Origin of the sequence: Micromonospora sp. WMMD734, assembly GCF_049178975.1 — a bacterium.
In the GTDB taxonomy this organism is placed as follows: Bacteria; Actinomycetota; Actinomycetes; order Mycobacteriales; family Micromonosporaceae; genus Micromonospora; species Micromonospora wenchangensis.
The window spans coordinates 5,139,456-5,157,995 of sequence record NZ_JBMHMK010000001.1 but is presented as its reverse complement, the minus strand read 5'-3'; the positions used below and the strand labels follow the sequence as shown (position 1 = coordinate 5,157,995).

The 18,540-nt window shown below is 72.7% G+C and carries 13 protein-coding genes; 7 read left to right on the top strand and 6 right to left on the bottom strand.

The window, feature by feature from the left end:
* The first annotated feature begins 46 nt into the window (after window positions 1-46).
* Entirely contained in the window at window positions 47-556 is a 510-nt protein-coding gene (locus tag ACN267_RS22050; protein ID WP_421489561.1) for a hypothetical protein, read from the top strand.
* Window positions 557-582: 26 nt separating this feature from the next.
* Here ACN267_RS22050 and ACN267_RS22045 read toward each other — a convergent pair whose 3' ends face one another.
* Window positions 583-1,860 (bottom strand): DUF2786 domain-containing protein, encoded by a 1,278-nt coding sequence (locus ACN267_RS22045; protein WP_421489560.1) that lies wholly within the window; start codon window positions 1,858-1,860, stop codon window positions 583-585.
* 165 nt (window positions 1,861-2,025) lie between these two features.
* Here ACN267_RS22045 and ACN267_RS22040 point away from each other — a divergent pair, with 165 nt between their 5' ends.
* Complete coding sequence (locus ACN267_RS22040; protein WP_281900919.1) at window positions 2,026-2,913, top strand: DUF3152 domain-containing protein; 888 nt, start codon at window positions 2,026-2,028, stop codon at window positions 2,911-2,913.
* Window positions 2,914-3,038: 125 nt separating this feature from the next.
* On the opposite strand, the gene ACN267_RS22035 is transcribed toward ACN267_RS22040, so the two are convergent.
* Complete coding sequence (locus ACN267_RS22035; RefSeq protein ID WP_204958856.1) at window positions 3,039-3,467, bottom strand: ATP-binding protein; 429 nt, start codon at window positions 3,465-3,467, stop codon at window positions 3,039-3,041.
* Between the two features lie 358 nt (window positions 3,468-3,825).
* On the opposite strand from ACN267_RS22035, the gene ACN267_RS22030 reads away from it, so the two are divergent.
* From ACN267_RS22030 to ACN267_RS22020, 3 genes are all read left to right on the top strand, one after another.
* Window positions 3,826-5,361, top strand: a complete 1,536-nt coding sequence (locus ACN267_RS22030; protein ID WP_281900917.1) for a glycosyltransferase family A protein — start codon at window positions 3,826-3,828, stop codon at window positions 5,359-5,361.
* A 134-nt stretch (window positions 5,362-5,495) separates the two neighbouring features.
* Window positions 5,496-8,036: a DUF4118 domain-containing protein gene (locus ACN267_RS22025; RefSeq protein ID WP_421489559.1), complete on the top strand. Its 2,541-nt coding sequence runs from the start codon at window positions 5,496-5,498 to the stop codon at window positions 8,034-8,036.
* Entirely contained in the window at window positions 8,033-8,716 is a 684-nt protein-coding gene (locus ACN267_RS22020) for a response regulator (RefSeq protein WP_204958859.1), read from the top strand. Before ACN267_RS22025 ends, ACN267_RS22020 begins: the two co-directional genes overlap by 4 nt.
* Before the next feature lie 47 nt (window positions 8,717-8,763).
* On the opposite strand, the gene ACN267_RS22015 is transcribed toward ACN267_RS22020, so the two are convergent.
* Window positions 8,764-9,195, bottom strand: a complete 432-nt coding sequence (locus ACN267_RS22015; RefSeq protein WP_281900911.1) for a DUF1304 domain-containing protein — start codon at window positions 9,193-9,195, stop codon at window positions 8,764-8,766.
* A 93-nt stretch (window positions 9,196-9,288) separates the two neighbouring features.
* Between ACN267_RS22015 and ACN267_RS22010 the strand changes: the two genes are divergently transcribed.
* Window positions 9,289-10,503, top strand: coding sequence for a PP2C family protein-serine/threonine phosphatase (locus ACN267_RS22010; protein WP_281900909.1), 1,215 nt, complete (start codon window positions 9,289-9,291; stop codon window positions 10,501-10,503).
* A gap of 40 nt (window positions 10,504-10,543) precedes the next feature.
* Here ACN267_RS22010 and ACN267_RS22005 read toward each other — a convergent pair whose 3' ends face one another.
* Both ACN267_RS22005 and ACN267_RS22000 read right to left on the bottom strand, forming a co-directional pair.
* Entirely contained in the window at window positions 10,544-11,323 is a 780-nt protein-coding gene (locus ACN267_RS22005) for a hypothetical protein (protein ID WP_421489558.1), read from the bottom strand.
* A gap of 251 nt (window positions 11,324-11,574) precedes the next feature.
* Window positions 11,575-14,571, bottom strand: coding sequence for a family 16 glycoside hydrolase (locus ACN267_RS22000; protein WP_421489557.1), 2,997 nt, complete (start codon window positions 14,569-14,571; stop codon window positions 11,575-11,577).
* A gap of 260 nt (window positions 14,572-14,831) precedes the next feature.
* Between ACN267_RS22000 and ACN267_RS21995 the strand changes: the two genes are divergently transcribed.
* A complete protein-coding gene (locus tag ACN267_RS21995) occupies window positions 14,832-15,503 on the top strand; it encodes a DUF305 domain-containing protein (protein WP_421489556.1) in 672 nt (223 codons plus the stop codon).
* Between the two features lie 159 nt (window positions 15,504-15,662).
* Here ACN267_RS21995 and ACN267_RS21990 read toward each other — a convergent pair whose 3' ends face one another.
* Entirely contained in the window at window positions 15,663-18,212 is a 2,550-nt protein-coding gene (locus ACN267_RS21990; RefSeq protein WP_421489555.1) for an FIMAH domain-containing protein, read from the bottom strand.
* Window positions 18,213-18,540: the final 328 nt, after the last annotated feature.

Genomic DNA, 18,540 nt, shown 5'->3' with positions numbered 1-18,540 from the left:
CGGCATCGTGTCGCGGTACGGCCGTCACACCGAACGGGGAAAGTCGATGCATCGCCGCTCCACCACCGCACTCACCCTCGCCGTCCTCGCCGTCATCGCCGCCGGCTGCTCGGACGGCGGCACCGGCACCGACGCCGCACCCGGCCCGTCGGCCACCGCCACCACCGGGGAACCCACACCCCAGACGGCGACCACCACCGCCCCGGAGAGCACCGGACCGCCCGCCGGCACCGCCGCGAACACCGCCCAGGTCTGCCGCGCGGTCGACCAGCTGATCATCGACGGCAGCCGGCAGATCACCGCCGACTCGGCCGACGCCACCCGCGAGGAACTCACCCCGGAGCAGCTCAACGGCAAGCTCAAGGGGCGGCTGAGCCGGCTCGCCGACGACGTCCGCGCGCAGGCCCGCAAGGCCCGGGACGATCGGATCAGGAAGCTGGTGGAGGAGACCGCCACGAAGATCGACGCCGGGGCGTCGGCCAAGAGCCCGGCGAGCTGGATGGGCACCGACTTCGTCGACATCCCGCCCCGGCTCACCCGCGACTGCCACGTCTGAGCCGGCGCTACGGCTCAGGCGACAGCTCAGCGTCGACCGGTCAGCGGGCAGGACGGCGGCGCGCTACCGGCGAGCGAGGCCCGGTCGGCGGCGGAGGTGCCGGACTGCCAGCCCTCGGCGTCCCGCACGGTCAGCCGGGCCCGGGTGACCCCGGGGAAGAGGGTGTCCATCCGCTCCCGCACCGCGCCTGAGCGGGCCGCGAGCACCGGCAGCAGCCGGTCCGCCCCGGTGTCCTGCGCCGCCTGCCGGTCCGCCGATTCGGTCGCCGCCCGCAGCCGCTCACCGATGCGCAGCGCGAAGGCGTACAGGAAAGCCTCGTCGTACGCCTTGGTCCGCCGGCCGCCGCCGCGTCGTTCCCGCCGGCCGCGCAGCATCGCGGCGGTGGCCTGCACCAGCAGCGAGGTGTGCAGCAGTTCGACCGCCTCCAGATCGGCCGGGAAGCCGAGCACGGTGGCGAAACCGAGGTCGTCGGACCAGACCGACTCGCACCGGTTCGCCGTCGCCACCTCCTGCACCAGCAGCGCCTTCGCGCCCGCGTAGGGGGCGTCGGTGCCGATCCGCACCCCGCCGGGATGGTCCGGGTGGATCGCGGCCGACTCGACCAGCGCCCGTTCCAGGCTGTGCCGGGCGATCAGTTCCTGCGCCTTCCCGGTGAACGCCTCCGCCTCGGCGGGGAAGGTGGTGGACTCGGCCTTGGCCAGCAGCGCCCGTACCCGGTCCAGGACGCGGGAGCCGGACGGACCGCGCGGCCCGGTCACCGTCACGGCACCGTGGCCGCCGGGCGGTGGGCGCAGCACCGCGATCGGCGGCAGCCCGGCCAGCAGCGCCAGCACCTCGACGGCGTCCCGCAGGGCGGCGATCCGGTCCGTGCCCTCACGGACCGCCCACCCGCCCAGCCAGCCCGCGTCGCCGTCCCAGCGGACCCGGGCGTCCAGGTCGGCCAACTGGTCGTCCCACCACTGCGGCACCGGGCCGGGCTCGGCCGCCCGGTCGGCGGCGAGCGCGTCGACGACCAGCCGCCCGGGGCGCGCGCCGAGCCGGCGGGTCACGATCCGGGCCACGTCGACCGGCTGCCAGCCCCGTGGCCACAGCCGGTGCACCGCGGCGACGAGCCGGCGCAGCAGGGCGGCGTCCACCGCCGTCGGCCCGGCGGCCCCGTCGTCGGCACCCCGGCCGCCGTCGTCGCCGGGCCGCGCCGGGGCGCTGCCGACCACCAGCCGGTCCAGCTTCCGCTCCGCGTCGCGTACGTCGGTGCCGCGCACCGCCGTGACCGCGGCGGTGATCAGGGCGTCGGCGTCCGGCACGGGGGTCCTTCCTCGGGGACGACGGCCGGACGGTGTCCGGATCGTCGGGAGTGTCTGCCCGGCAACGGTACCCGCACCCGGATTGCCCCTCCCCGGCACTCATCCGTTCGCCTCCCGGGTCCGTACTCCTGCCCGGAGTGGATCCGGGTGGACGGGAGGCGAACGGTGAGCACCCTGACGGTGAGCGAGTCCGTCGACCGTGGCCGGCACCGGGGGCGACGGCGGGGCGTGACCCCGGCCGGCGTCCTGACGGTGGTGCTGGTGGTGGCGGGACTGGTCGCCGGTGGCGCGGTGGTGGCCCAGCGGCAGGGCATCGACCTGGGTGCCCTCGTCGGCGACGTACGGCGGGAACCGCTGCGGCCGGCCAACGCGGCGGTGCCGCCGGTGCCCCCCGGGGCGCAGGCTCCCGCCCCGCTCTCCTCCGCCGTGCCTTCCGCCGCCGCGCCCGCTCCGGCGCTGCGCTATCCGCAACGGGGGACCGGCACCTGGCGGACGGCGACCGCGCAGGGGGCGGTGGCCGGGCGCGGCGGGCAGCTCCTGCGCTACCGGGTGGCGGTGGAGGGCGGCATCGACGACGTCGACCCGGAACGGTTCGGTCGGGAGGTGGCGGTGGTGCTCGCCGACCGCCGGGGCTGGACCGCCGACGGCAGGTGGCGGCTGCAACGGGTCGGCGGCGACACCCCGGCCGACTTCACCGTGATGCTGACCACCCCGGTCACCCGGGGCGAGTTGTGCGGGGACACCTCCGACCGGTACACCTCCTGCCGCAACGGCGACCGGGTGGTGGTCAACGTGGCGCGTTGGGCCCGGGGCGTGCCCGACTTCCGGGGCGACCTCGGCACCTACCGGGCGTACGTGCTCAACCACGAGGTGGGGCACCGGCTGGGCCGGGGGCACGAACGGTGTCCGGCCGCGGGCGGGCCGGCCCCGGTGATGCAGCAGCAGACCCTGGGCCTGCACGGCTGCCGGCCGAACGCCTGGCCGATGGTGGGCGGTGCCCTGCTCACCGGCCCGGCCGGCGAGTACGACGACCCGATCCCCTCCGACGACTGACCCCGGCCTGCGGGCGGGCGTTGACCTACCCGAGATGGGCGACGATGCGCTGCCCGGCCGGAGTGAAGGCGGATTGTCGGTCCCGTTGAGGTGACCAGTCGCGCGTCGCCCGTCGCGCTGCCCGGTCACCGGCGGGGGAAGGACGCCCAGATGTTCTTGGTGCGGTCGGTGGCGTACCAGCCGACCTTGAGCGAGACGGCCATGGCGATCTGGAGGCCCCGGCCCCCGGCCCCCATCGGGCGGGTGTCGGCCAACTCGGGGATGGTGCTGAGGTCGTGGTCGGCCACGTCGAGGATGAGCGAGTCGTCGACCGTCAGCAACCGGACAATGGTCGGTGGAATGCCATGTTTGAGGGCATTCGTGGCGAGTTCGGTGGCAACCAGGACGATCAACTCGGGAATCTCTTCCATCCGCTGACCGTCGAGGAGCTGCTCACCGGTGAGGGCCTCGTGCAGGGAGGCACGCAGGGCGCGCAGGTCGGCGGGATCGGCCAGTTCCCACCGGCGCAATTCGGTGGCCTGCGGCGGGGGCGGCGAGGTGAGAAGCTGTGCCATGATCCCGGTTTACCCTACGTAGCGGCCCACCATGCCATCCCGGCTGTCGGGGATTCGTCGCATGCCACCCGTCGTACCGGCCCCGCGCGCCGGCCCGTTCCCCGCCCCGCGCAGTCCGGTCGGGTGTGCTTCGGGCCACTGTCCAGGGTGGTGTGCCAGGCCGGGACGGGTGGGGGTCCGCCGGCACGCCGGCAATCGCAGAAACCATCCGATTCGGGGCCTGCGTGAGCCCGTGCGGTCGCGTAAAGTCCGCAAACTGAACGGGCCATGTCGGCGACGGAACGCCCCGCTAACGGGTGCCCGTCCGCACGGTTGGGCGCATCCCCGCGCCGGCTCGCGGACCGCCTCAGGAAGAGCCATGACCGCCAGTACGAATACCCCCAAGGTGACCGTCGTGGTCCCGGCGTACAACTCCGGACCGCACATCGAGAAGCTCGTCACCTCGCTGCTGCGGCAGTCACTGCCGGCCAGCGAGTTCGAGGCGATGTTCGTCGACGACGGCTCGACCGACTCGACCGGTGCCCGGCTCGACGAACTGGCCGCCGCCCACCCGCACTTCCGGGTGCTGCACATCGACAACTCCGGCTGGCCGTCGCGGCCCCGCAACCTCGGTGTCGAGCACGCCCGGGGCGAGTACGTCTTCTTCGCCGACGACGACGACTGGTTCGGCGAGGAGGCCCTCGAACGCCTGTACGCCTGCGCGACCGCGCACGACGCGGACCTGGTGATCGGCAAGATGGCCGGACACCGCCGGTCGGTGCCGCGTGAGCTGTTCCGGCGCAACCGGTTCGACGCCACCCTGGAGAACGCTCCCCTGATCGACAGCCTCACCGCGCACAAGCTGTTCCGACGCTCCTTCCTCGTCGAGCACGGCCTGCGGTTCCCCGAGGGCAAGCGTCGGCTGGAGGACCACGTCTTCGTCACCCGGGCGTATTTCCTGTCCCGGCGCACCTGCGTGCTGGCCGACTACGTCTGCTACCACCACCAGCGGCGGGTCGACGCCGGCAACGTCACGGCCACCGCGCTGGAGCCGGCCGGCTACTTCGTCAACCTGCGCGAGGCGCTCGACATCGTCGACGAGCACACCGAGCCCGGCCCGCTGCGCGACCGGCTGCACCGGCGGTGGCTGCGCAACGAGATGGTGTCCCGGTTGCGCGGCCGACGACTGCTCGACGCGCCCGCCGACTGGGTGGACCAGTTGGTCGGCGAGGCGCAGCGGACGATCCGGGACCGGTTCGCCCCGGGCGTCGCCGCCGGCCTGCCGCCGCTGCAACGGATCATCACCAGGCTCATCGAGCAGGGGCGCACCCCGGACCTGCGCCGGCTCGCCGGGTGGGAGGCGGCCGTACGGGCCGCGCCCACCGTGCAGCGGGTCGAGCGGGACGCCACCACCCTGACCGTCAGGCTCACCGCCGAGCTGTTCTTCGGCGACCAGCCGCTCACCCTCACCGCCGACGGCGAGCAGCGGCTGCTGGTGGTGCCGGTGGACGACCTCCCGGCCGACCTGCGGGACGCCACCGCCCGGATCAAGCAGTCCAAGCTCGACGTGATCGCCAGGCGGCGGGACACCCGGGAGGAGTTCTTCGTACCGGTCACCGGCACCGTCGAGCTGGTCCCGGCGGCCGACGGCATGCTGCGGCTGGTCCAGCGGGGCACCGCCCGCCTCGACGTCGGTGCGCTCAACGGCGGCCGGAGCAGGGGCACCTGGGACCTCAAGGCCCGGGTCACCTGCTGCGGTTGGACCGAGGACGCCAGGCTCCCGGTGGCGTTCCGTTGCGCGACCGACGGGGCCCGGCCGGTCTCCGTGCCGTACCTGGGCAGCCTGCGTTTCCGGCTGCGGCGGGCGGTGGCGCGCCGGGTGCCCGAGTCGATCCGGCGGGCCATCCGTCGCTGACGCAGTCCCCACGGTGAACGTGCTGGAACTCAACCTGGTCCTGGACCGCAGCCTGCCCACCCGCTGACCCCGACGCCGACACCTCCATCAGGCGGTCGCGCCCGGGGCGGCACGCACAGCGGGAGGATGGACGCGTGTCACGAGGTGAACTGCGCATCTACCTGGGCGCCGCCCCCGGCGTCGGCAAGACGTACGCGATGCTGGAGGAGGCCAGGCGGCGGGCCGAACGGGGCACCGACGTGGTGGTCGGCCTGGTGGAGACGCACGGCCGGGCGCAGACCGCCGCGATGATCGGCGACCTGGAGGTGCTGCCCCGCCGCCCGCTGCGCTACCGGGGCGTCGATTTCACCGAGCTGGACCTGGACGCCGTCCTTGAACGCCGGCCCGAGGTGGTGGTGGTCGACGAGTTGGCCCACACCAACGTGCCCGGCTCCCGGCACCAGAAACGCTGGCAGGACGTCCAGGAACTGCTTGACGCGGGCATCTCGGTACTGTCGACGGTCAACGTGCAGCACCTGGAGTCGCTCAACGACGTCGTCACGCAGATCACCGGCACCACCCAGCGGGAGACCGTCCCGGACGCCGTGGTCCGCGCCGCCGAGCAGGTCGAACTGGTCGACATGACCCCGGAGGCGCTGCGCCGGCGAATGGCGCACGGCAACATTTACGGCCCCGACAAGATCGACGCGGCGCTGGGTAACTACTTCCGGGTCGGCAACCTCACCGCGCTGCGCGAGCTGGCCCTGCTCTGGCTGGCCGACAAGGTCGACGACCAGCTCGACCGGTACCGGGCCCAGCAGGGTATCTCCGACACCTGGGAGGCCCGGGAACGGGTCGTCGTCGCCCTCACCGGCGGCCCCGAGGGGGAGACGCTGATCCGTCGGGCCGCCCGGATCGCCGCCCGGAGCAAGGGTGCCGACCTGCTCGCCGTGCACGTGGCCCGCGACGACGGACTGGCCGGGGCGGACCCGGCCCAGCTCGCCCGGCAGCGGGTCCTGGTGGAGAGCCTCGGCGGCAGTTACCACCAGGTGCTCGGCGCGGACGTGCCGCGGGCGCTGCTCGACTTCGCCCGGGGGGTCAACGCCACCCAACTGGTGCTCGGGGCGAGCCGGCGCGGCCGGTTCGCCCAGCTGTTCGCCCGAGGCGTCGGCGTGACGACCACGGCCCGCTCCGGGGCGATCGACGTACACCTGGTCACCCATCCGGAGGCCGGTCGGGGTCGGCGCGGGCCGGGGGTGCCGGCGGCGCTGTCCCGGCGGCGTCGGCTGCTCGGCTTCGCGCTCGCCGGGCTGGGCCTGCCGCTGCTCACCCTGCTGCTGTCGGTGTTGCCGGACCTCACCCTGACCAACGACATTCTGATCTTCCTGGCCGGGGTGGTCGGGGTGGCGCTGGTCGGTGGGCTGTGGCCGGCGCTGGTCGCTGCGCTCGGTGGGTCGCTGTTGTTGAACTGGTTCTTCACCCCGCCGTACCGCACGTTGACCATCGCCGAGGCGGACAATCTGCTCGCGTTGGGTGTCTTCGTGGCGGTGGCGGTCGCGGTGAGTGGGGTGGTGGATGTGGCGGCCCGGCGTACCCGGGAGGCGGCCCGTGCCGCCGCCGATGCGCAGACCCTGGCGGTGGTCGCCGGCAGCGTGCTGCGCGGCGAGCGGCCGTTGCCGGCGCTGTTGGACCGGTTGCGGGAGACCTTCGGGCTGCGCGCGGTCAGCGTGCTCGAACTCGCCCCCGAGGCGCAGGGGCGGCCCGGCCGGGCCCACGAGGAGGGCGTGTGGCGTCGGGTCGCCAGCGTCGGGGTGGACCCGGCCGGCAGCCCCGGCGCGGGGGAGACCACGGTGCCGGTCGACGAGCGGTTGACCGTGGTGCTCTCCGGTCGTCGGTTGGAAGCCGCGGATCGGCGCATCGTGGAGGCGTTCGCCGCGCAGGCCGCTGTCGCGCTGCGCCAGGAACGGCTCGCCGAGGAGGCCGCCACCGCCCGGCCGCTCGCCGAGGCCGACCGGTTGCGCACCGCGTTGCTCGCCGCCGTCAGCCATGACCTGCGTACGCCGTTGGCGTCGGCGAAGGCGGCGGTGAGCAGTCTGCGCAGCCCTGACGTCGAGTTCGACCCGGAGGACCGGGCCGAGTTGTTGGCCACCGCCGACGAGTCGTTGGACCGGCTGGGTCGGCTGGTGGCGAACCTGCTGGACATGAGCCGGTTGCAGGCCGGCGTGTTGGGCGTCGCCCGTACCGCGGTCGGGTTGGAGGATGCCGTACCGCTGGCCCTGGACGAGCTGGGGCCGGCCGCCGCCGGGGTGCGCACCGACATCCCGGCCGACCTGCCGGCGGTCGACGCCGACCCGGGCCTGCTGGAACGGGTGCTGGTCAACGTCGTGGCGAACGCGTTGCGGCACAGCCCGGCCGGCCGGCCGCCCACGATCACCGCCAGCGCCCACGCCGGGCAGGTGGAGCTGCGGGTCATCGACACCGGGCCGGGTATCCCCGAGGACCGGTGGGAGCACGTCTTCCTGCCGTTCCAGCGGCTCGGCGACCGGGACAACCGGACCGGGGTGGGGCTCGGGCTGGCCCTGTCCCGGGGGCTGGTCGAGGCGATGGGTGGCAGCATCACCCCGGAGACCACCCCCGGCGGAGGGCTGACCATGGTGCTGCGGCTACCCGCCGCCGACGAGAGGCCGGACCGGTGACCCGCATCCTGGTCGTCGACGACGAACCACAGATCCTGCGCGCGCTGCGGATCAACCTGCGCGCCCGCGGCTACGACGTCGAGGTCGCCGACACCGGCACGGCCGCGCTGAAGGCCGCCGCCGGCCACCCCCCGGACCTGGTGGTGCTCGACCTCGGCCTGCCCGACCTCGACGGTGTGGACGTCATCCGGGGCCTACGCGGCTGGACCACCGTGCCGATCATCGTGCTGTCCGGGCGAGCCGGCAGCGCCGACAAAGTCGCCGCCCTCGACGCCGGCGCCGACGACTACGTCACCAAACCGTTCGGGGTCGACGAACTGCTCGCCCGCATCCGCGCCGTCACCCGCCGCCTCACCGCCGCACCTGCCGACGCCACCGCCACGGCGCGGGTGGGACGACACACCGTCAACCTCGCCACCCACACCGTCACCAGCGACGACGGCACCGACACCCGGCTGACCCCCACCCAGTGGGCCGTGCTCGAACGACTGCTGCGCCACCCCGGCAAACTGATCAGCCAGCGTCAGCTCCTACACGACGTGTGGGGCCCGGAATACCAGCAGGAGACCAACTACCTGCGGCAGTACCTGGCCCAGCTGCGACGCAAGCTCGAAGACGACCCCGCCCGCCCCCGGCACCTCATCACCGAACCCGGCATGGGCTACCGCTACCGCCCCTGACCGGCACGGTCCGACCTGGCGTCCGCGCCGGGTCGTGGCCCGCCAGCTCAGCCGAGGCTGAGGCCGATCGCCAGGGCGACGACGGCGAGAAGCGGAGGAACGAGCTGCTTGAGCGCGGCGCTCGCCTTCGACGGTGACGAGACCAGGAGCACCAGACCGGCGGCGACCATCGACCCGGCGCCGACGAAGACCAGCGTCGCGCCGACGGCGTGTGCGCCCACGGCGTACGCGACGATGCCGACGACGATCGCGACGGCCAGGAACAGGTTGTAGAAGCCCTGGTTGAAGGCGAGCTGCCGGGTCACCTCCGCCTCCTCCCGGCTGGTGCCGAAGACCGCGCGGGCGCGGGCGCTGGTCCAGACCACCGACTCCAGGTAGAAGATGTAGGCGTGGATGAGGCCGGCGATGCCGGCCAGGACGAGTCCCGCGACGACCACGCCGCTGCCTCCTTCGTTCGCGCGGACGGAGATGTCCGCCACCATCATTCTCCCTGCCCGCCACGCTCGCCGAGTCGGGTGTTGGCTGTTTGCCGTCGGCCTCCTACGGTGGGGGAGACGTGGGGGAGGCTCAGGTTGTTCGACGCGGGTGACGCGGTGCGTTGGCTCCAGCTCGCCGCACCCCGGGGCGGGCCGGACGACCTGCCGCTACTGGTGAACCGGGTCGCGCCGGCCGTGGACGCCACCGAGATCGTGATCTACCTGGCGGACTACCAGCAGGCGAGCCTGGTGCCACTGCTCGGCGTCGGGCCGGGCCGGGAGAGCCTGTCGATCGAGACGACCCTCGCGGGCAGGGCGTTCACCGGTCTCGACGTGCAACGGGCAGCCGACAATCCGGACCGGATCTGGGTGCCGCTGCTGGTCGGGTGCGAGCGGATGGGCGTCCTGGAGATCGTCTCGCCGGTCGCCGGTGACCGCGCCCTGGACGGGCCCGCCCGGGAGTTGGCGACCTGCGTCGGTCAGCTGGTGGTGAACCGCCGGCCGTACGGTGACGTGGTCGAACGGCTGCGACGGCGGCTGCCCATGCAGGTCGCCGCCGAGATCCTCTGGGGGCTGCTGCCGCCGCTGACCTTCGCCACCGACGACATGGTGCTCACCACCATCCTCGAACCGTGCTACGACGTCGGCGGCGACGTCTTCGACTACGCGCTCAACGGCGACGTGCTCAGCGTCGGGCTCTTCGACACCTGCGGGCACGGCATCAAGGCGAGCACCCTGGCCTCACTCGCGGTCAGCGCCTACCGCAACGCCCGCCGCTGCGGCCTCGACCTGGTCGACACGGCCCTCAGCATCGACAAATGGATACGCTCCGAGCACCCGCACCTGTTCGCCACCGCGCTCCTCGTCGAGCTGGAGCCGAGCACCGGCCGGCTCCGGATGATCAACGCCGGCCACCCGGGCGCCCTGCTGCTGCGCGACGGCAAGGCGATCCGGGAACTGCCGGGCCCGACCGCGCTCCCGCTCGGCCTGGGCCACCTGGCGACCCAGCGCCCCGGGGTGTACGAGGAGGAGCTGCACCCCGGGGACCGCATCCTCGCCTACACCGACGGCATCACCGACGCGCGCGGCGTCGACGGGGAACGGTTCGGGTTGACGCGGCTCGTCGACTTCGTCAACCGGGCACTCAACGACCGGTTGGCCACCCCGGAGACGATGCGCCGGCTGGTGCGCGCGGTGGTCGCGTACCAGGAGGGGCAGCTCGACGACGACGCTACGGCGCTGCTGCTGGAGTGGCGTCCACCGCGTACCCACCTGCCCGACCTGCCCGGGGGCCCGACGCCTGGTCGCTGAGCGACCCGCATGGGGCAGCCGGCGGTGCCGGGACGACGGGTCATCCGTTCGGGTCGGTGTCCCGGTGATCGGGGCGGGGCACCGGGACCGGGTCGGTCCGTGCGGGCCGGTCGGGCTCGGTGAGCTGGAGCAGGCGGTACATGGTGCGCCGCAGCAGCTCCGCGGCGTCGCCCGGGCGGGCGGTCAACGCGCCCAGCACCGCTGCCGGGTCGATCCGGCCGGTGAGAGCGAGCTGGGGCAGCAGGGGCCGGTGCAGGTCCAGCCGGGGCGCGTGCAGGGCGAGCAGGTGTTGCGGCGTACCGGGGGCGGGTGCCGGTTCCGGGGCGGGGAGCACCAGGGTCGGACGTCCGACGGCCGCGGCGTAGGCGGTGACGGAGCCGTGGTCACCGATGACGTGGTCGGCGGCGACCACCGGGGCCCGCCAGTCCTCGGTCGGCTCGGGCAGCAGCAGCCCGGCGTCGAGGCAGTTCCGGAGCCAGGCGCGGATCTGGCGGTGCCCGTGAGCGGCCCAGATTGCCGGGTGTAGCAGCGCGGCGACCCGGTAGCGCTCGGCCGGGAGCTGTGCCATCACCTGCGGTAGCAGGTCGGGCCAACGTCCGAAGCTACCCTCCGGGCCCCAGGTGGAGGCGACCACCACGAGTTCCTGGTGTTCGCCCTGCTGCCAGGGCAGGACGAGTGCGCCGAGCCCGTCGAGGAGTTGTTCCACCCGGTGGTTGAAGACGTCCGGGGCGATGGTGAAGACCACCTGCACCCGGGGGTCGCTCTCGACGTACCCGATGACGTCGAGCAACCGGTGGCAGCTCGCGAGGGTGTGGGTCACGACGAGCACGGTGTGGCAGCCCGACCGGGTCACCCAGCGGTCGGCATCGATACCGACGGGGGCGGGTGGCCACGCCGAGGTCATGGCTCGCCCCCCTCGACCGTCCCACTGTCCGATCAGGACGGTACCGCTGCTGCGGGCCTCCCGTCAGCGGCGGGCGGTCCGCGCAACGGCGACGGCCGGCCGACCCAGAACGCGGAGCGGCCGGGACCGCCGTGGCGGCCCCGGCCGCATCCCGGCCGGCGGTGCGGTCACCCGTCCAGCGGTTTGATCCAGATGTTGCGGTACTGGACCGGGTTGCCGTGATCCTGGAGCCGGATGGCGCCGGCCGCCGGGCCCTCGGGCCGGCTGCCGCCGGTCGGGCCGAGGATCTCCACGTCGTCGTGCACGGTGACGCCGTTCCACACCACGGTGACCCGGGGGTTCGCCACCTTGACGCCGGCCGCGTCGTAGCGGGCCTGGCGGTACTCGATGACGTACGTCTGCCAGGTCTGCGGCGGGCGGGCCGCGTTCACGTCGGGCGCCTTCTGGGTGTAGATGGCGGCGGCGTCGTTGTTCTGCGGCGGGTCGATGCCGAACGAGTCGAGCACCTGGATCTCGTAGCGGTCCTGGAGGTAGACGCCGCTGTTGGCGCGCTGCTGGCCGGTCACCTCCGGTGGGTAGAGCGGCAGGTTGAACTCGACGTGCAGCCGGAAGTCGCCGAAGGCCTGCACGGTACGCAGGTCGCCGCCGCGTACGGTCATGGTGTTGCCGTCGAGCGTCCACTCCGGTTCGCGCCCGTCGGTGTGCTGCCACTCGGTGAGGTCACCGCCGTCGAACAGGGTGATCCGTTCCCCGCGTGGCCGGACGGCGAGCACGTCGAGGTTGACGTGGCCGGAGTCGGCGCTCTCCTTGCGGTACTCGACGATGTTGCGGCCCCGGCGCAGGTGCGCCTTGGTGGTGACGGTGCCCCACTCCTCCCAGGTGACGGTGGACGGGAAGACCGTCTGTCCGATCCGTTTGCCGTTGACGTACAGGCTGAGTTGCTTGGGGCCGGAGAACGGGTTCGGGCCGTTGCTGTAGCGCATCGCCAGGTCGTGGGTGCCGGCCTCGGCCACGTCGACGGAGATCCGGGTGGACGCGCCGTCGTCGGCGAAGCCGGCGGCGAACCCGGCACCGGAGTAGGCGGCGTGGTCGGTGGCCATCCCGACGCCGACGGTGCGGCCCTCCTCGGCCTCGAAGAACGTCTGCGGCTGAGCCACCCGGCCGGGGATCTCGTTGAGCGTGTACCAGGCTTCGGTGTTCCACAGCTGCTCACCGTCGACGGCGGAGAACGGGCGCGGCGAGCGGACGTGCACCACCCGGTTCTCCTTGAGACCGGGGATGCGCAGCCGGACGGTCCGCCCGTTGGCCGCCAGCACCGCCCTGGTCACGGTGAGTTTCTCCAGGTCGAGCTTGGGACCGCCGTACTGGCTGGTCGCCCCGTAGCGCCACTGCGTCACCTGGTACGCCTCGGCGAGCCGTTGCGCGGTCTCCGGCGACAGCTTCTCGGTGTACTCCAGGTCGAACCCGTTGGCGGTGGCCCGCATCTGCTTGACCTCGAAGGTCGAGGTGCCGTTGGGAGTGAGCTTCTGGAGGCCGTAGCTGAGTTTGCCCTCCTGGCCCCAGTTGCCGCCGGCACCCACGCCGCCCACGTAGAGCGCGCCGTCGGGGCCGAGGGTGACCTCGTTGACGCCGGCCTCCAGGCCCTGCGTGTGCCGGAACACCGCCCCCTGGTACTGCCCCTCGACCTCGTCGAGGTACACCCGCTGCAGGCCGCCGTAGGTGACGTCGCCGACGACGACCTGCCCGGCGTACGGGCCCTGGGTCAACAGCACCGGGCTGGACGGGGAGTTGCCGATCTCGTTCTGCGGGAGCCAGGCGATCGGCCGGGTCACCGGTTTGTCGTCGTACGGCCCGTCGGGGCTGGTGTAGTGGTTGAAAAACGCCCCCTGCTGGATCTGGACCAGCTTGGACGCGGGCAGCCAGCCACCCTGGTTGTCGGTGACGAAAACCTCGCCGCGCGGCCCCCAGCCGATCCCGTTCGGGGTACGCAGCCCGCCGGCCACGTACGTGATCTTGCCGGTCCGGGCGTTGACCCTGATCGAGGTGCCCCGATTCGGTGCGGGCTGCGGCACGGTGGTGGCGCCGCCCTGGTTGATCGCGACCGACAGGTTGAGGTGGAAGAACCCGTCCCGGTAGAGCAGGCCGAACGCGAACTCGTGGAAGTTGCCGCCCCACGGCCAGGTGGCGACCGTACGCCGGTCGTCGGCGACGCCGTCGTCGTCGGTGTCGCGCAGCGCGGTCAGTTCGTGCTTCTGGCTGACGTAGACGGTGCCGTCGACCACGGCGACGCCCTGCGGCTCGCGTAGCCCGTCGGCGAACCGGCGGTACGTCACCTGGTCGGGGCCGGTCGCGCCGGTGACGCCCGTGGCCACCCAGATCTCGCCGGTGGCGTTGTCGGTGCCGCCCCAGGTGCTCAGCACCAGCGCGCCGTCGGGCCGGAACGCCATCCCGGTGACCTGCGGCCGGAACCCGTCGGGGCGCAGGTCGGTGAGGGTGTAGCCGGGGTGCACCCGGTCGAGCGGCAGGCCGTCGCCAGCCGAGTCGGTGGCCCCCTCGCAGTATTTCCAGCCGGGCGCGGTGACCCGGACCACCCCGGCGTCGGTGCTCAGCGCGGAGGTCGGGACGAGGGTGAAGTCGGCGCTGCCCGGTGGACGCCACTCCAGCCGGAGCACCTGGCCGCCGCCGTCGTCGAAGTGCTCGATGCGCAGCGGGTGCCGGCCGGCGGTGAGGGTGGCCGTCCCCTCCTTGGCGGTTTCCCCGTGCAGCCCGTCGTGGTCGACGACGACGGTGTCGCCGATGCTCAGCCGGGAGCCGTCGTCGCTGGTGAGGCGGAAGGCGTAGCTGCCGTCGACGGGGGCGGCCAGGTTGCCGGTGACGTGGCTGACGAACCGGTCGGCGAGTCCGAAGTCGTCGGTGCTACTCCAGTTGACCTGCGGCATCAGCTTGTCGACGTTCGGCGTCTGGGCGGGCTTGAGGGTGCACAGCGCCGACAGCGGGGTGCCCATGTCGTACGTGCGCAGGGTGACGCCGGGTTCCTGCGGCGGGAGGTCGGCGACGGGCGCGGCGGTGGCCGGGGTGACGGACCCGGTGGCGAGGACGGTCGCCAGGGCGGTGCCGGCGGCCACGAGCGCGGATCTGTGTCGCCGCCGGTGCGGGGTGGTCATGGTGCCTCCAGTGGTGGTGGGCCCGGCCGGGGGACCGCGCCACTTTCTCCCGATGGCGGTTCGGTATGGCACGCGTCACACCGAAGATTGATCGCAGACACTAGCACTTTGAATCGAATTGGGGAAACTTTTCGATGTTTGAACAAAAGTCGAGGTGTGCGGGTCGGATCCACCGGCTCGTGGGCTGGTGGGCGGGGTCGGGGGTGAGGCACTATGCCCATGGAATCCGCGCAGCTCAAGCCAGGACTGGTAGGTGAACCGTGCCGCTGCCCCGTCGCGTGGTCGTTTCCGGTGTGGTCGCCACGGCCGTCCTCGGCACGGCGGTGGGCGTCGCCGTCTGGGCCGGCCGGGACGATCCGGCGTACCAACCGCCGACGTCGCGGGTGGTGCAGCCCGGCGCACCCGGCCAACCGGGCCGGCAACTGTCCGGCACCGACCTGGCGCAGGTCTCACCGCCCGGGTTCACCGCCGCCGACAGTCGGTTCGTGCAGGGCATGATCCCGCACCACACCCAGGCCCTGGCGATGACCGCGCTGCTGGCCGGGCGCACCACCAGCCCGGACGTGACGCTGCTGGCCAAGCGGATCGAGGTGTCGCAGGGCGACGAGATCGCCCGGATGCGCACCTGGCTCGCCGAGCGCAACGTGCCGGCCGCCGGCCCGCACGACGGGGCGGCGCACGACGCGCTCATGCCGGGGATGCTCACCGCCGCCCAGTTCGAGCAGCTCAAGCAGGCACGCGGGACGGAGTTCGACAGGCTCTTCCTCACCGCGATGATCCGCCACCACCAGGGCGCACTGACCATGGTGGAGCAGCTGTACGCCGCCGGTGGTGGCCTGGAACCGGCGAGCGACCAGTTCGCCCGGGAGGTCAACGCCGACCAGGGCATCGAGATCCAGCGCATGCAGCAGATGCTGGCCAAGCTCGGCTGACCGGGTCGCCGACCGCGTCCGGTCGCCGGTGCAGGCCCGGTCGCTGGTCCAGGCCCGCAGGCTGGTGCCGGAGCGGCCGGGGAACGGCCGGGGCCTGCCCAGCATCACTGGGCAGGCCCCGGGTTCAGGCGGTCCGTCGGCCCGGTCGGGCCGGGCGGGTCACCTGTCGAACTGGTCGATCAGCGCCTGGGCGTCGCGGACCAGCAGGTTGCGCGCCCCGATGGCGTTGAGTGCGCGGGCCTGGTCGAGGAAGGTGGTCAGGTGCCCGACCGCCTCCGCCGGCTGGCCTGCGGAGGCCGCCGCGCCGGCCTTGCCGAGGCTGGTGGTCAGCTTGTCGGCGTTGCCCGCGCTGACGGTGCCGGCCGACCGGTAACCGTTGACGAGGGCCTGCAGGTCGGCGATGGACGTCGTGGTGGTGAACGTGACGGACCGGTCGGTGGTGTTACCCGCCTTGTCCTTCGCGGTCACCGTCAGGGTGTGGCTGCCCAGCGGGAGGCCGGACAGGGTGACCGTCGCCCCCCGGGCGACCCGCTTGCCGTCCAGCAGCGCGCTGTCCGGGTTGATGCCGGGCCCGGAGCCGGTGTCGGTGACCGTCCAGTCCACCGTCACCGTGCCGGAGTCGCCGTACGCGGTGCCCTCGGTCAGCCCGGACACCTGCACCTCGGGGGCGGTCCGGTCGATCTTGAGCCACTGGCTGCCCTGCCGGGAGGTGTTGCCGGCCGCGTCGACCGCCCGGTACCGCACCGACCCCTTGACCTCGGCACTGATCGTCGCGACGCCGCTGGCAGGAACGTCCACCCAGGTCACGCCGTCGTCGACGGAGTACTGGCCGGTCCACATGCCGGGGATCAGGCCGGCCAGGGTGAGCGTGACGGCATCGGTGTACCAGCCGTTGTTACCGGTCGGCTCGGCCGGGCCCACCGTGGCGGAGACCCGGGGGTTGAAGGTGTCCGCGAGGTCCACCACGGCCTGGCGGAGCGTCCCGTACGCTGCGCCGTCCAGCCGGTCGGCGAGCGTCCGCAGTTGCGCCTCGGCGGCGAACCGCCTGCCCTCGGCGGCGAACCCGCTGGCCCGGCCCAGGGCCGTGTCGACCTCCGCGCTCAACGCCTCGTCGATCGCGCCGGCCCGTACCCCCTGGTCGTGGTAGGCGCGGACGAGCGCGAAGCTCGGCGTCCAACTGATCTTCGGTTGCCCCTGTGCGTTGAACCCGGCGAGCTTGACCTGGGTGGCGGCCTCGATCTCGGCCGCCGACAGGTGGGCGCTGGGCTTCAGTGCGAACACGTCGAAGCCCCGGGCGATCTCGTTGCCGTACAGGTTGCCGTTGTACCAGTACGCCGACCAGAAACCACCCAGCACGAGCGCGTTCGGGTTGACCGGGCCCCGGTCGAAGTACGCGATCTCGTGCGGGTTCTTCGAGTCGGTGAAGTCGAACACCGAGATGCCACCCTGGTACCAGGCCTGCATCATGACGTCGCGGCCGGGCACCGGGATCAGCGAGCCGTTGTGCGCGACGCAGTTCTCCTGCAACGACTGCGGCACCGGCAGCTTGTAGTAGCTGGCGAAGGTCATCTTCCGGTCGACGATGTCGAAGATGGCGTTGGCGCCCCACTGCGGCAGGTCGGTGTCCCGGCAACGTGCGCCGCTGCCACCGCCCCACTCGTCGGTGAAGATCACCTTGGTGCCGTCGTTGTTGAACGTCGCCGAGTGCCAGTACGCGAAGTTCGGGTCGGCCACCTCGTCGATCCGCTTCGGGTTCGCCGGGTCCGAGATGTCGATCAGGATGCCGTTGCCCTGGCACGCGCCGGCCGCCAGCCCGATCTCCGGGTACGCGGTGATGTCGTGGCAGGCGTTGGTGTTCGGCGTCGGCGACCAGGTCGACCCGGACGGGTGCCGGGGCGTGACCGGGCCGTTCTGGAGGCCGTCGACCCGGCCGGTGACCGGGTCCTGGAACAGCCTCGGCTGGTTCACCACGGCGGCGTCCTGCGGCGCGGCCAGCGGCACCTTGATGACGTCGATCCGCCACCGCGACGGGTTCTCCCCGTCAGCCGCGTTGTTGTTGCAACCCTCCATCGTGGTCGCCGGCCGTACCGAGGTGGTGCCGGAGACGTACACGTAGATGTTGTCGGCGTCGCGGGGGTCGGTCACCACGGAGTGCGTGTGCGAGCCACGGCAGAGTTGGACGGCCGCGACCTGTACCGGGCTGCGGACGTCGCTGATGTCGAAGACCCGCACCCCCTGGAACCGGGTGCCGACGTTGGGGTTGGTGCCGCAGTCGACCCGGCCCCGGCTCTCCTCGACCGACATGAACAGCAGGTTGCCGTGCACGGAGAGGTCGCCCTGCCCGCCGGGGCACACCACGCTGGTGACCAGCGTCGGCTCGGCCGGGTCGGCGACGTCGGTGATGGTGAACCCGTTGTAGTTGCCCTGGAAGGCGTACCGGCCGCCGAAGGCGAGATCCGAGTTGTAGTACCCGCCGTTGCCCGGGTTCGTCGGGTCGACGAACCCGGCGGGCTTGTCGCGGTGCGCGACGTGTTCCAGGTTGCTGATCGCGGACTGCGCGTCGAGCCAGCCGCCGCCGAGGCCGACGCGCGGATCGGGCTCCGCCGCCGACGCGGTGCCGGGGAGCACGCCGGCCAGCAGCAGCCCCGCGGCTATCAGGCCGAGGGCCCGTCGACCCCGGCGTGCCCTGGTGGTTGGGGGAGTTGTCATGTGTCGCCTTCCGATCGAAGACCAGCCGCGACGTCCACATCGGGGGAAAACGCGCCGCGTGAGTAAGGACCGTACCGACGATCAAGTGCTGGTCAAGATGCCCATGTGAGTTATGTACATGTTTGCGCGCCAAGCCGTACGCAATTGCTCCCGGGCGGTCACGCAGCTCACGACAGTCGTAGGAGCAGCCGCCGCGCTCCCTGCGCCACTCGTCGAAACGCGCCCGCATCCCTCCGACACCGGCGGACGTCCCCGAGCGCCCCCGTTCGGAATCTGGCACCGTGGGTACGACGCATGGCGTCACCGGATGTCCGGTACGCCTTGACGA

Excerpts from the sequence above, each read along its gene's own strand:
- ACN267_RS22050 (WP_421489561.1), top strand. The coding sequence starts at position 47 with ATGCATCGCCGCTCCACCACCGCACTCACCCTCGCCGTCCTCGCCGTC.
- ACN267_RS22000 (WP_421489557.1), bottom strand. The coding sequence starts at position 14,571 with ATGACCACCCCGCACCGGCGGCGACACAGATCCGCGCTCGTGGCCGCC.
- ACN267_RS21990 (WP_421489555.1), bottom strand. The coding sequence starts at position 18,212 with ATGACAACTCCCCCAACCACCAGGGCACGCCGGGGTCGACGGGCCCTC.
- ACN267_RS22030 (WP_281900917.1), top strand. The coding sequence starts at position 3,826 with ATGACCGCCAGTACGAATACCCCCAAGGTGACCGTCGTGGTCCCGGCG.
- ACN267_RS22035 (WP_204958856.1), bottom strand. The coding sequence starts at position 3,467 with ATGGCACAGCTTCTCACCTCGCCGCCCCCGCCGCAGGCCACCGAATTG.